At 71.2% G+C, this 13,357-nt stretch carries 13 protein-coding genes; 3 read left to right on the plus strand and 10 right to left on the minus strand.

What is annotated here, in order from left to right; all coding sequences use genetic code 11:
• Positions 1-25: 25 nt before the first annotated feature.
• A complete protein-coding gene (locus tag IE134_RS11335) occupies positions 26-730 on the minus strand; it encodes a TerB family tellurite resistance protein (protein ID WP_030708227.1) in 705 nt (234 codons plus the stop codon).
• Between the two features lie 164 nt (positions 731-894).
• The gene (gene leuA / locus IE134_RS11340) at positions 895-2,679 is read right to left on the minus strand and encodes a 2-isopropylmalate synthase (RefSeq protein ID WP_089115124.1); all 1,785 of its coding nucleotides are present in this window, start codon (positions 2,677-2,679) and stop codon (positions 895-897) included.
• Between the two features lie 290 nt (positions 2,680-2,969).
• Between leuA and IE134_RS11345 the strand changes: the two genes are divergently transcribed.
• Entirely contained in the window at positions 2,970-4,046 is a 1,077-nt protein-coding gene (locus IE134_RS11345) for a M4 family metallopeptidase (RefSeq protein WP_030708231.1), read from the plus strand.
• A gap of 70 nt (positions 4,047-4,116) precedes the next feature.
• The gene (locus tag IE134_RS11350; RefSeq protein WP_010070649.1) at positions 4,117-4,383 is read left to right on the plus strand and encodes a protealysin inhibitor emfourin; all 267 of its coding nucleotides are present in this window, start codon (positions 4,117-4,119) and stop codon (positions 4,381-4,383) included.
• A gap of 25 nt (positions 4,384-4,408) precedes the next feature.
• On the opposite strand, the gene era is transcribed toward IE134_RS11350, so the two are convergent.
• The 7 genes from era to IE134_RS11385 form a co-directional block, all read right to left on the minus strand.
• On the minus strand, positions 4,409-5,383 hold the full coding sequence (gene era, locus IE134_RS11355) for a GTPase Era (protein WP_030708233.1): 975 nt from the start codon (positions 5,381-5,383) through the stop codon (positions 4,409-4,411).
• 85 nt (positions 5,384-5,468) lie between these two features.
• Complete coding sequence (locus IE134_RS11360) at positions 5,469-5,822, minus strand: cytidine deaminase-like protein (protein WP_098894472.1); 354 nt, start codon at positions 5,820-5,822, stop codon at positions 5,469-5,471.
• A gap of 150 nt (positions 5,823-5,972) precedes the next feature.
• Positions 5,973-6,326: an MmcQ/YjbR family DNA-binding protein gene (locus IE134_RS11365; protein WP_030708237.1), complete on the minus strand. Its 354-nt coding sequence runs from the start codon at positions 6,324-6,326 to the stop codon at positions 5,973-5,975.
• A complete protein-coding gene (locus IE134_RS11370) occupies positions 6,323-7,621 on the minus strand; it encodes a hemolysin family protein (protein ID WP_126931390.1) in 1,299 nt (432 codons plus the stop codon). The genes IE134_RS11365 and IE134_RS11370 overlap by 4 nt, the downstream gene beginning before the upstream one ends.
• Positions 7,618-8,115 carry an rRNA maturation RNase YbeY gene (ybeY, locus tag IE134_RS11375; RefSeq protein WP_003969265.1) on the minus strand — a complete coding sequence of 166 codons (498 nt, stop codon included), beginning with the start codon at positions 8,113-8,115 and terminating at the stop codon, positions 7,618-7,620. The genes IE134_RS11370 and ybeY overlap by 4 nt, the downstream gene beginning before the upstream one ends.
• Positions 8,116-8,127: 12 nt before the next feature.
• Positions 8,128-9,192 carry a PhoH family protein gene (locus IE134_RS11380; protein ID WP_078862966.1) on the minus strand — a complete coding sequence of 355 codons (1,065 nt, stop codon included), beginning with the start codon at positions 9,190-9,192 and terminating at the stop codon, positions 8,128-8,130.
• A gap of 165 nt (positions 9,193-9,357) precedes the next feature.
• A complete protein-coding gene (locus IE134_RS11385) occupies positions 9,358-10,563 on the minus strand; it encodes a carbohydrate kinase family protein (RefSeq protein WP_030708245.1) in 1,206 nt (401 codons plus the stop codon).
• Between the two features lie 477 nt (positions 10,564-11,040).
• On the opposite strand from IE134_RS11385, the gene IE134_RS11390 reads away from it, so the two are divergent.
• Positions 11,041-12,393, plus strand: a complete 1,353-nt coding sequence (locus IE134_RS11390; RefSeq protein WP_030708247.1) for an MFS transporter — start codon at positions 11,041-11,043, stop codon at positions 12,391-12,393.
• On the opposite strand, the gene IE134_RS11395 is transcribed toward IE134_RS11390, so the two are convergent.
• Entirely contained in the window at positions 12,357-13,349 is a 993-nt protein-coding gene (locus tag IE134_RS11395) for an adenosine deaminase (RefSeq protein ID WP_032784933.1), read from the minus strand. The two genes, IE134_RS11390 and IE134_RS11395, sit on opposite strands and share 37 nt — an antisense overlap.
• Between the last annotated feature and the right edge of the window lie 8 nt (positions 13,350-13,357).

Here is a 13,357-nt window from a genome sequence, read left to right on the forward strand (position 1 = left end):
AACTGAGTCGACTTCCTGCGAACGCCTACGACGGCGTACGGGCCGCCTCGGCCAGCACCCGCGCGGTCTCCTCGGCGGGGATGCCGAGGGCGCTGCCGACCGTCGTCAGGACCTGGCGCTCGGCGGCGCAGTAGGGGCCGTCGGCCAGGGCGATCCGGGCGCCCTGGAGGAGGACGGACGCGCGGCCGGCGGTGGCCAGGTGCGGGGCGAGCGGGGCCAGCACCTCGTGCAGCTCGATGGCGAGGGTGGGGCCGCAGGCCTCGGCGGCCGGGTCGGTGCCGGAGCCGCGGCCGGTGTCGGCGGCCAGCACCTCGACGACCGTGAACAGCTGCTCCTGGGTGCAGTCGTCGAGCCCGGCGTCGCGCACGGTGGCGACGGCGGCCTCCAGGACCGTGCGGGAGGTGGTGCCCCCGGCGGCGAGGACGGCCAGGGTGACGGTGTGGACGGCCTCGCGGAGCATCGCGGAGAACCGGGTCGTGGTGGGGTGCTCCAGCGCATCGGGGGCGTGGTGGGCCAGGCAGGCGGCGCACTCGACGACGGGCTCGGCCTCCCCCCGGCGGACCAGCGGGACCCCGAGGACGGTGAGGCGGCGGCGGCCGGTGAGCCGGCGGTAGTTGCGGTCTCCCCCGCAGCCGGGGCAGAAGAAGGCGCCGTCGCCGACGGTGTCCCAGACGGTGCGAACGCCGCAGAGGACCGGCCTCAGAGCGCGTTGTCCTTTGGCTGACCGCACGTCGCACACCTCCGTAACGCTCCGGCAACACTGCCGTGTGTTGGACGTGATGTTAGCCACATTCGCGAGGGGGCGTCAGCCTCTTGGACGTCACAACTCCCGGATATGGCCGAACCCCGACCTCCCGGGGCGGGCGGTCGGGGTCCGGAACGAGCCGTTCGGCGTCAGCGGGCCGCGCGGTTGACGGCGGAGACGACCGCCTTCAGCGAGGCGCGGGTGGTGTTGGCGTCGATGCCGATGCCCCACAGGACCTTGCCGTCGATCGCGCACTCGATGTACGAGGCGGCCTGGGCGCTGGCCCCCTCGCTCATCGTGTGCTCGGTGTAGTCCAGCAGCCGGGCGTCGATGCCGATGGCCTGCAGCGCTTCGAAGAACGCGGAGATCGGGCCGTTGCCGGAACCGGTCAGGACGGTGTCGGCGCCGTCCACGACGGCCTCGACGGTCAGGGTGTCGGTCCCGTCGGTGTCGGAGGTGGTCTGGCCGGAGCGCAGCTGGATACGGCCCCAACGCGCCCCCGCGTTCTCCGCGTTGGGCAGGTACTCGTCCTGGAAGGTGGACCAGATCTGGGTCGGGGTGACCTCGCCGCCCTCGGCGTCGGTCTTGGCCTGAATGATCCGGGAGAACTCGATCTGCATCCGGCGCGGCAGGTCCAGCTTGTGGTCGTTCTTCAGGACGTAAGCGATACCGCCCTTGCCGGACTGCGAGTTGACCCGGATGACGGCCTCGTACGAGCGGCCGACGTCCTTCGGGTCGATCGGCAGATACGGCACGGCCCACTCGATGTCGTCGACCGTCTTCCCCTGGGCCGCCGCGTCCTTCTCCATCGCGTCGAAGCCCTTCTTGATGGCGTCCTGGTGGGAGCCGGAGAAGGCGGTGTAGACCAGATCGCCCGCGTAGGGGTGGCGCGGGTGGATCTCCATCTGGTTGCAGTACTCGCTGGTGCGGCGGATCTCGTCGATCTGCGAGAAGTCGATCTGCGGGTCGACGCCCTGGGAGAACAGGTTCATGCCCAGGGTGACCAGGTCGACGTTGCCGGTGCGCTCGCCCTGGCCGAACAGGCAGCCCTCGATGCGGTCGGCCCCGGCCATGATGGCCAGCTCGGCGGCGGCGACGGCGGTGCCCCGGTCGTTGTGCGGGTGGACCGACAGGCAGACGTGCTCGCGGCGGGTCAGGTTGCGGGACATCCACTCGAAGCGGTCCGCGTGGGTGGAGGGCGTGGAACGCTCCACGGTGGCGGGCAGGTTGAGGATGATCTCGCGGCCCTCCTCCGGCTGCCACACGTCGCAGACGGCCTCGCAGACCTCCAGGGCGAAGTCCAGCTCGGTGTCGGTGAAGATCTCCGGGCTGTACTGGTAGCCGAAGATCGTCTCGGGGCCCAGGATCTTCTCGGCGTACTCCATGACCAGCCGGGTACCGTCCACCGCGATCTGCTTGACCTCTTCGCGGGAGCCCCGGAAGACGACGCGGCGGAAGGTCGGTGCGGTGGCGTTGTACAGGTGGACGGTGGCCCGGTGGGCACCGACCAGCGACTCCACGGTGCGCTCGATCAGCTCCTCGCGGGCCTGCGTCAGGACGGAGATCGTCACGTCCTCGGGGATCGCGCCCTCTTCGATGATGGAGCGTACGAAGTTGAAGTCGGTCTCGCCGGAGGACGGGAAGCCGACCTCGATCTCCTTGTAGCCCATCTTCACCAGCAGGTCGAACATCTCGCGCTTGCGGGCCGGGGACATCGGGTCGATCAGGGCCTGGTTGCCGTCGCGCAGGTCGGTGGACAGCCAGCGGGGCGCCACGGTGATGCGGTTGTCGGGCCAGGTGCGGTCGGGGATGTCGACGGCCTCGTAGCGGCCGTACTTGTGGACCGGCATCCCGGAGGGCTTCTGCAGCTGCGTCGCGTTGGTGATCGGGGTGGGGCGGCCGACAGAATTACCGGCGGGATTCACGGTGGTCATGGCGTAGGGCTCCTCGGTCCAGCGGGGATCGGCCGACTGTGTCGCTGCAGCACCAGACTCCGCGGGGAGGGGGTCGGCCTACGACTACAGGCCCTCGCCGCGGCAGCTAAGAAGAAGCAGCCCGAAACGCATGATGCGACGAGCGTAACCGAGTGTGGCCCGTGGTGTCGGTCCGTATCAGTATGCGGGACCGAGCATCGATGACGGGTAAACAGTGACTCATCACTCCATTTCGTCAATCATCGTCGCAACCAGTGACAGCGCAGTGACGGAGTGCCACAGTCGTTTACATGCACCTTCGAACCGACGGCGAGCTCAACCCCGTCTTCTGCACCATCGTTCCGCCCCACGTCCTCGATCACCTCTCCCGGTCCGCCGACGCGCGGCTCGCGGACCCGGCCCGCCGCACCCTGGCGGCCGACGCCCTGCGCCGTGACCGCCGCCGGATCACCGCGCTCGCCGCGACACCGACCCGGCACACCGCCGGCGCGGTGCCCAGCAAGCCGCAGCGGCTCCTGTACGACTGCGAGACGGGCACCACCCTGCCCGGCGTCAAGGTCCGCGAGGAGGGCGACAAGCCCACCTCCGACGCCAGCGTCAACCGCGCGTACGCCGGGCTCGGCGCCACCTTCGAGCTGCTGCTCTCGGCGTACGGGCGCAGCTCGATCGACGGCAAGGGCCTCCCGCTGATCGGCTCCGTGCACTACGGCCAGGAGTACAACAACGCGTTCTTCGACGGCGAGCAGATGGTCTTCGGGGACGGCGACGGCGAGATCTTCCTCGACTTCACGGTCGCGGTGGACGTGATCGCCCACGAACTGGCCCACGGCCTCACCCAGTACACCGCCAACCTGCGCTACGAGGGCCAGTCGGGCGCGCTCAACGAGTCCGTGTCCGACGTGATCGGCTCCCTGGTCAAGCAGTACTCGCTGGGCCAGAGCGCCGAGCAGGCCGACTGGCTGATCGGCGCCGGGCTGCTCGCGCCCCGGGTCAGCGGGGACGCGCTGCGCTCGATGAAGGCCCCGGGCACGGCGTACGACGACGACGTCCTCGGCAAGGACCCGCAGCCGGGCTCCATGGACGACTACATCGAGACGGAGGAGGACAACGGCGGTGTCCACCTCAACTCCGGCATCCCCAACCGCGCGTTCTACCTCCTGGCCACCGCGCTGGGCGGGAATTCCTGGGAGCGCGCCGGGCAGATCTGGTTCGACGTGCTGACCGGCGGCGAGCTGACGGCGAACGCGGACTTCGCGGAGTTCGCCCGGCTGACGGTCGCGGCGGCGGGCGCCCGCTTCGGCGAGGCGGACGAGCGGGAGGCGGTCCTCAAGGCCTGGTCGGAGGTGGGCGTTCCCACCCGGGCGTGACCCGGACCGTCGCAGGCCCGACCGGCGGGCGGGGTTGAGTGCCCGTCCGGCCCCCGATAGACAGGACCCCATGCGCATTCAGGTCAGCCGGACCGGCGGCTTCGCCGGCATCGCCCGCCGCCATGAGGTCGACACGGAGGGCCGGGCGGACGCCGCGGAGTGGCGGTCCCTCGCCGAGGAGGCGCTCGGCGCGGCGCGGGACACCCCGTCGGCCGGGGTGCCGGACGGCTTCCGGTACGCGATCACGGTCGACGGCCGCACCGTGTACTGCGCTGACCCCGATCTGACCGGGGCGCAGCGCACGCTGATCTCACGCGTCCTGAAGGAGGGCGCGTGAGATCGGCACCTGGGCACGCGAGGGGTCAGAACCCCAGCTTCCGCAGCTGCTTGGGATCGCGCTGCCAGTCCTTGGCGACCTTCACGTGCAGGTCCAGGAAGACCGGCGTGCCGAGCAGCGCCTCGATGTGCTTGCGGGACTTGGTGCCGACGTCCTTCAGCCGCTTGCCCTTCGGGCCGATGATGATGCCCTTCTGGCTGGGCCGCTCGATGTAGACGTTGGCGTGGATGTCCAGCAGCGGCCGGTCCGCCGGGCGGTCCTCGCGGGGCAGCATCTCCTCGACGACGACCGCGATGGAGTGCGGCAGCTCGTCCCGTACGCCTTCCAGCGCGGCCTCGCGGATCAGCTCCGCGACCATGACCATCTCCGGCTCGTCGGTGAGGTCGCCCTCCGGGTAGAGCGGCGGGCTCTCGGGGAGCAGCGGGGCGATGAGGTCGGCCAGCAGGTCGACCTGCTTGTCGCCGACCGCCGACACCGGCACGATCTCGGCCCACTCGAAGCCCAGCTCCTCCGCGAGCGCGGAGACGGCGAGGAGCTGTTCGGCGAGCGCCTTGGACTCCACCAGGTCGGTCTTGGTGATGATGGCGATCTTGGGGGTCTTCTTGATCCCCGCGAGCTCCTTGACGATGTACTTGTCGCCGGGGCCGAGCTTCTGGTCGGCGGGCAGACAGAAGCCGATGACGTCGACCTCGGCCCAGGTGGTCCGCACGACGTCGTTGAGCCGCTCGCCCAGCAGGGTGCGCGGCTTGTGGAGGCCGGGGGTGTCGACCAGGATCAGCTGCGCGTCGTCACGGTGCACGATGCCGCGCACGGTGTGCCGGGTGGTCTGGGGGCGGTTGGAGGTGATCGCCACCTTCTGACCGACGAGAGCGTTCGTGAGGGTGGACTTGCCCGCGTTGGGGCGGCCCACGAAGCAGGCGAAGCCGGCCCGGTGGGGGGAGGTGGTCTCCGCTTGCGGGGCAGCGGATTCTTGGTTCGGTCGAGCGCTCATGGCGACCATTCTCCCCGATCCCGGCGGCGCTCTCGTACAGCGGTACGCCGGAACGCGCCGGAGCGCCGGGAGGAACGGCCGCCGGAGCGGTCGCTCAGCCCGCCGTGACGCGTACGCGCAGGGTGCCGTCCGGGCCCGCGAGCAGCACCGGGGTGTCCGGTCCGCCGAGGTCCCGCACCGCGGCCCGGTCGCCGTCGGAGGGGGTCTCGGCGGAGGAGACGACGGCCGCCGCCTCCAGCGAGGTGGCGCCGCTGGCCACGGCCATGGCGACGGCGGTCTGCAGCGCGCTGAGCTTCAGCGACTCCAGCGCCACCGTGCCCGCGACATACGTACGTCCCGTCTCGTCGCGTACGGCCGCGCCCTCGGGCACCCCGTTGCGGGCGCGGGCGCTGCGCGCCAGGGTGACGATCTTGCGGTCCTCGGCGTCGAGGTCGGTGGTGTCGGTCATGGCACGAGCATACGAAGCGGGCGACGGGCCGGCCGAGCGGGCCACCCGGCACCGGTCACCCCGGCACCGGATACATCGGGCCGCGGCGGTACGTCGATGGGCCCGCTCCCCACGGGGAGGAGCGGGCCCGTCCGCGTAACGCCTGACGGCCTACGGCCGGTCCAGGCGGAGCCGTTCCGCTTTCGGGAGTCCGGCGACCACCAGGTCGTAGGAGTCCTCGATCATCTCGCGCAGCAGCCGGTCGGGGACGCCGGAGACGGTGACCGTGTTCCAGTGCCGCTTGCTCATGTGCCAGCCGGGCACGACCGCGGTGTGCGTCTCGCGCAGGCGGATCGCCTCGTCGGGGTCGCACTTGAGGTTGACGGTGAGCGGGCGGGCGTCCAGGGCGGTGAGGGCGAACATCTTGCCGAGCACCTTGAAGACCGAGGTCTCCGGGCCGAACGGGAACTCCTCGACGCTCGCGTTGAACTCCAGGCAGAAGGCCCTCAGCCGCTCCGGCGTCATTCCGCTTCCTTCTCCTCGGGTTCCTGGTGCTCCGGCTCCACGAGCACCGTGACGATCTTGTTCCGGCGGCCCGCCGGGGACTCCGCGGTGAGCCGGAGCCGGCGCTGGTCCGGCAGTTCGACGACGGCGGAGGCACCGGCGATCGGGACCCGGCCGAGCGCCTTGGCGAGCAGGCCGCCGACGGTCTCCACGTCCTCGTCGTCGTACTCGTCGAGCCCGAAGAGGTCGCCGAGGTCCCCGATGTCGAGGCGGGCGGTGACCCGGTAGCAGTTGTTCTCCAGCTCCTGGACGGGCGGCAGTTCCCGGTCGTACTCGTCGGTGATCTCGCCGACGATCTCCTCCAGGATGTCCTCGATGGTGACGATGCCGGCGGTGCCGCCGTACTCGTCGATGACGACCGCGACATGGCTGCGGTCCTGCTGCATCTCGCGCAGGAGGTCCCCGGCGTTCTTGGTGTCGGGGACGAAGGCGGCGGGGCGCATCGCGGTGGAGACGGGGTCGGCCTCGGACTCGCGGTTGATGTGCGTCTTGCGGACGAGGTCCTTGAGATAGACGATCCCGACGACGTCGTCCTCGTTCTCCCCCGTGACCGGTATCCGGGAGAAGCCGGAGCGCAGGGCGAGGGTGAGGGCCTGGCGGATCGTCTTGTAGCGCTCGATGGAGACAAGGTCGGTGCGCGGCACCATGACCTCGCGGACCAGGGTGTCGCCCAGCTCGAAGACCGAATGCACCATGCGGCGCTCGTCGTCCTCGATGAGCGACTCGGCCTCGGCGAGGTCGACCATCGCGCGCAGTTCCGCCTCGCTGGCGAAGGGGCCCTTGCGGAACCCCTTGCCCGGGGTCAGGGCGTTGCCGACGAGGATCAGCAGCTGCGGGATCGGGCCCATGATCCTGGCCAGCGGGAGCAGGACGTACGCCGAGGCCGTGGCCGTGTTCAGCGGGTGCTGGCGGCCGATGGTGCGCGGGGAGACGCCGATGGCGACGTAGGAGACGAGGACCATCACGCCCATCGCGACGGCCAGCGCCTCCCAGGTCTCGGGGAACTCCTGGAGGCAGACGTAGGTGACGAGGACTCCGGCCGACATCTCGCAGGCGACCCGCACCAGCAGGGCGACGTTGAGATAGCGGGTCGGGTCGGCCGCGATCTGCGCGAGCTTCGCGCTGCCGCGCCGGCCGGACCGGACCGCCTCGTCCGCCCGGAAGCTGGAGGTGCGGGCGATGCCGGCCTCGGCGCAGGCGGCCAGCCAGCCGACCATGACCAGCAGGACGGCGCCGACGATCAACGGGGTGCTCACGAGACGGTGGGGGCGGGGGACGCGCCGGTGAGCCCGTGCTCGCCGCGCCAGCCGTCCACGATGGCGGCCTGGAGACCGAACATCTCGGCCTTCTCGTCCGGCTCCTCGTGGTCGTACCCCAGCAGGTGCAGCACCCCGTGGACGGTCAGGAGCTGGAGCTCCTCGTCCATGGAGTGCTGCGTCGGGGCCTCTTCGCCCTGCTTCTTCGCGACCTCCGGGCAGAGCACGATGTCACCGAGGAGCCCCTGCGGGGGCTCCTCGTCGTCCTTGGCCGGCGGACGCAGCTCGTCCATCGGGAAGGACATGACATCGGTCGGACCGGGGAGGTCCATCCACTGGATGTGCAGCTGCTCCATGGCGTCGGTGTCCACCACGATCACCGAGAGCTCGGACAGCGGGTGGATCCGCATCCGGGCCAGTGCGTAGCGGGCGATGTCGAGGATCGCCTGCTCGTCGACCTCGGTTCCGGACTCGTTGTTGACGTCGATCGACATGGTGCGCTGCGGCTACTTCCCTTTTCGACGGTCGCGCCGGTCGTCCTGGCGGCCTTCCGCCCGACCGTCCTGCTGACCGTTTCGGCTGTCGTACTTCTCGTACGCGTCGACGATACGGCCGACGAGCTTGTGCCGGACGACATCCTGGGAGGTGAGGCGGGAGAAGTGCACGTCCTCCACACCCTCCAGGATCTCCTGGACCTGCCGCAGACCGCTCTTGGTACCGCTCGGCAGGTCGACCTGGGTGATGTCACCGGTGATGACGATCTTGGAGTCGAAGCCGAGGCGGGTGAGGAACATCTTCATCTGCTCGGCGCTGGTGTTCTGCGCCTCGTCGAGGATGATGAAGGCGTCATTCAAGGTCCTGCCACGCATGTACGCCAGGGGCGCGACCTCGATCGTGCCCGCCGCCATCAGCCGCGGGATCGAGTCGGGGTCGAGCATGTCGTGCAGCGCGTCGTAGAGCGGGCGCAGATACGGGTCGATCTTGTCGAACAGGGTGCCCGGCAGGAAGCCGAGCCGCTCCCCCGCCTCGACCGCGGGCCGGGTCAGGATGATCCGGCTGACCTGCTTGGACTGCAGGGCCTGGACCGCCTTGGCCATGGCGAGGTAGGTCTTGCCCGTACCGGCGGGGCCGATGCCGAACACGATCGTGTGCTCGTCGATCGCGTCCACGTACCGCTTCTGGTTGAGCGTCTTGGGGCGGATGGTGCGGCCGCGGTTGGAGAGGATGTTCTGCGTGAGCACCTCGGCGGGCGTCTCGCCCTGGGGGTCTCCCTGTCCGTTGCCGGCCGCCCTGAGCATGGCGATCGACCGTTCCACTGCGTCCTCCGTCATCGGCGCTCCGGTGCGGAGCACGAGCATCATCTCGTCGAACAGGCGTTGGATGAGAGCGACGTCTGCGGCCTCACCCGTGGCACTGATCTCGTTGCCCCGGACATGGATGTCGGCCGCCGGGAAAGCCTCTTCGATCACGCGCAACAGCGAGTCGCCCGATCCGAGGAGCATCACCATGGGGTGTGCGGCCGGGATCCTGATCTGGGCACGCGCCTGCGGCTGTGTGGGTGACTGAGTCATGGGCCGGCCCTATGGCCTGCGCATACCTCCCGTTGCAGGGTTCTCGCTGCTCGACAACCTCTGGATTACCAAGCCTACGACCTGGCAGTGACAACACCGAGGGGTTTTACCGGCCGTGTGTGCGACGCGGCCCGGCGTCCGCGTGTGGGACCGGCCGCCGCCCGCTCACTGGCGGAAGCCGATCGTGGGCACGGCGCGCCGCAGCGGCCAGGCGCGGGCCGTGGCGGGCAGCAGGTCGTCCAGGAAGGCGTAGCGCTCCAGGGCGGCCGGGTCCTGGCGGTCGCAGGTGCGGATCAGCTGCCACCAGGCGGCGATCTCGGCCCAGCCGGGGGCGGAGAGCGAGCCGCCGAACTCCTGGACCGAGAGGGCGGCGGTGAGCCCGGCGAAGGCGAGCCGGTCGGCGAGCGGCCAGTCGGCGAGGGTGCCGGTCACGAAACCGGCGACGAAGACGTCCCCCGCCCCGGTCGGATCGAGCGCCTCCACCTCGATGGCGGGCACGGCCGCTGCGGTGCCGGTGCGCCCGTCGACGGCGTACGCGCCCTCCGCACCGAGGGTGACCACAGCGAGCGGGACGCGTTCGGCGAGCGCGTGCGCGGCGGCGCGCGGGCAGTCGGTACGGGTGTAGCGCATCGCCTCCTCCGCGTTGGGCAGGAACGCCTCGCAGTGCGCCAGGTCGGGCAGGGCGTCCAGGTCCCAGCGGCCGGTCTCGTCCCACCCGACGTCGCCGAAGACCAGCGCACCGTCCCGGGCGGCGGTGGCCACCCAGGGCTCGCTCCGGCCCGGGGCGAGCGAGGCGATGGCGGCGCGGGCGCGCGGCGGACACTGCGGGAAGACCGGGGCGGCGGCGCCGGTGGAAGTTCCGTTTTCGGGGGTCCCGGTGGAGGTTCCGGTTTCGGTGGTCCCGGTGGAGCTTTCGGTCCCGGCGGCCCCTGCCCGGCTTCCGGTTCCGGCGTCGGGCGCCGGGGCGGGGGCCTCGTGGCCGTGCGAGACCATCGTGCGCTCGCCCTCGTACGCCATGGAGACGGTGACCGGGGAGTGCCAGCCGGGGACGGTGTGCGACATCGACAGGTCGATGCCCTCGCCCTGTTCCAGGGCGTCCCAGCAGTACTCGCCGTAGTGGTCGTCCCCGAAGGCGGCGGCGAGGGAGGTGTGCAGCCCGAGGCGGGCGAGGGCGGTGGCCATGTTGGCGACGCCGCCGGGGCTGGAGCCCATCCCCCGGGCCCAGGACTCGGTGCCGCGCACGGGGGCGCTGTCGAGGCCCGTGAAGATGATGTCGAGGAAGACCGGGCCTGTCAGGAAGACGTCGCAGGCGGGGTCGCGCGGGGCGCGCAGCGCCTCCAGCGGGTCGATGCCCGGAGTGTCTGTGCTCACCGTGCGCTCCCGGGGTCGTGCGGCGGATCGCGGCGGGATCCGGACCGTGTGAGGTGCGGTCAGTCTGCCCGATCCGCGGAGGGGAACGCAGTGTCCGCGCCCATGTGTTCGCAGCACGCCTGACCTGCATAAACATGCGCTAATACCCGGCGTTCGACTGCATAAACGCATAAGTGATCCAGATCACATCGGGGCGACTTTCGGGGAGCCGGAAGCGCTTGATACAAATTGCCCCGCGAGCACCTTCGGGGACGTTGTCCGACGAGAGCCGCAATCCCCTGGCATAGCGCCATACCTCCCGCAGCACCCCCATGCCTTCCCGCAGTACCCCTTGCCTTGCCTCCCCCTGCCTTCGCGCAGTACCCCCGCCCCACCTCCCGCTGCCTTCCCGCAGCGCCCCGCCCTACCTCCCCCTTGCCTTTTCGCCGTACCCCCTCCCCTCCCCCCGCCTGCTCAGGCATGTCTTCAGGAACGCCCATGTCCTCGCGCCCTGGTGCCGCGTGGCCCCTGGTGGCCGTGTTCACCGCCGGTTACCTCGCCTCTTATCTCCTCCCCACCGTCGTCGGCCGGCTCAGCGCTCATCTCGGGCTGAGTCCCGCCCAGGCCGGTCTGGTCGGCAGCGCCCTGCTCCTCAGCTCGGCCGGTGCCGGCTTCGCCCTCGCGGGCCGGGTCGAGCGGTTCGGGGCCCGTACCCCTGCCCGCGCCGGACTGATACTCGCCGCCGTCGGCTACGGCTGTGCCGCGCTCGCCGGGTCCGTGCCGCTGGTGGTGCTCGGTGTGATGGTCGGCGGCTTCGGCTCGGGCACGGCGACGGCGGTCGCGGCATCCGGGATCGCCGCCCGGCGCGACCCGCACCGGACCTCCTCGCTCGGACTGCTCACCGTGTCCGCCACGGCGGGCGTCCTCTACCTGACCATCCCTCACCTCGGCGGCGGCCACCGGCTTCCCTTCGCCGCGATCGCCCTGGTCGCCCTGCTCGTCTGGCCCGCGACCGCCCGGCTCGACGGCGCGCGGACGGCGGAGGAGACCAGCTCGCCGATCACGGGCCGGCTGCCGCACCGCCGCTCCGGGCTCGTCCTGGCGGGCGGCATGCTCGTCTGGTCCATGGCGCAGAACGCGCTGTGGGGCGTGAGCAGCCGCATCGGCCTCGACCAGGCGGGGCTGTCCGAGGTCACCGTCGGCGCGGTGTTCGCCGCCGCGCTCGGTGCCGGGCTGCTCGGGGTGACCGGTGCCGGGCTGCTCGGCGCCCGGCTCGGCCGGGCGGTGCCGATCGGGCTCGGGACCGTGGTCATCGCCGCGAGCATCGTGCTCAGCTCGTCGGCCCGGGACCTCGGCTCGTTCGCGACCGGCGAGATCATGTGGAACACCGTCTACCCGGTGGTCCTCTCCTACCTGATCGGGCTGGCCGCCTCGCTGGACATACGCGGCCGCTGGGCGGTGCTGGCGGGCTCGGCCTCTTCGATAGGGGTGGCCTGCGGCCCGCTGCTGGGCAGCGTGCTCTCCGAGGAGGCCGGCTATCCGGCGATGGGGCTCATCCTGGGGGCGGCCACCCTGCTGGTCGCCGCCCCGGTGACCGCCGTGGCGCTGCACACCGGCGGCCGTCCGCTGGTGCCCGGTTCGGTACGCCGTCGCGGTGGCGCCCCGGCCGCGCTGCTCGCCGCCACCACCGGCGGCCTGTCCGGCGCGGTGCCGAAACTCGGCTCGCCGGAGCAGGCCGTCACGGAACTGCGCGTACGGCGCAGGCGGCTGGTGCGCAGTGCGATCCGGACAGCCGGTCCGGACGGCGGTTCCGGTCAGTCGAACGCGTACGCCTCGACCTCGGCCAGGTAGCGCGCCCGGCGCTCCTCGTCGTGGTCGAGGAAGGCCGCCTCGAAGGAGTTGCGGGCCAGGGTGCGCAGCTGCTCCGGGTCCAGGGCGAGCGCGTCACGGACGGCGTCGAAGTTATCTCCGGCGTACCCGCCGAAGTAGGCGGGGTCGTCGGAGTTGACCGTGCAGTGCAGTCCGGCGGCCAGCATCGCGGGCAGCGGGTGGTCGGTCAGCTTGTCGACCGTGCGCAGCCGTACATTGGAAAGCGGGCAGAGCGTGAGCGGCACCCGGTCCGCGACCAGCCGTGCCACCAGCTCCGGGTCCTCCATGCAGCGCAGCCCGTGGTCGACGCGCTCGACGCCGAGGATGTCCAGGGCCTCCCGGATGTACTCCGGCGGGCCCTCCTCCCCCGCGTGGGCCACCTTGCGCAGGCCGAGCGCGGTGGCCGCCTCGTACACCTCACGGAACTTGGCGGGCGGGTGGCCGACCTCGGCGGAGTCCAGGCCGACGGCGCTGATCCGGTGGAGGTACGGCTTGGCCGCGTCGAGGGTGCCGAGGGCCGATTCGGCGGACAGGTCGCGCAGGAAGCACAGGATGAGCTGGGTGGAGACGCCGTGGGTCTCCTCGCTGCGCTCCAGCGCGCGGCCGAGCCCTTCGATGACCGTGCCGATGGGGACGCCCCGGGCGGTGTGGGCCTGCGGGTCGAAGAAGATCTCGGCGTGCCGGACCCCCTGGGCGGCGGCGCGGGCGAGGTAGGCGTCGGCGAGTTCGGCGAAGTCGTCCTCGGTGCGCAGGACGGCCATCAGCGCGTAGTAGAGGTCCAGGAAGGACTGGAGGTCGTCGAACTGGTAGGCGGCGCGCAGTTCTTCGGTGGTGGCGTACGGCAGGGTCACCCCGTTGCGTTCCGCGAGGGCGAAGGCCAGCTCGGGTTCGAGGGTGCCTTCGATGTGGAGGTGGAGTTCGGCCTTGGGGAGGTGCACGGTGTCTC

This window comes from Streptomyces rubiginosohelvolus (assembly GCF_014649875.1).
Taxonomy (GTDB): domain Bacteria; phylum Actinomycetota; class Actinomycetes; order Streptomycetales; family Streptomycetaceae; genus Streptomyces; species Streptomyces rubiginosohelvolus.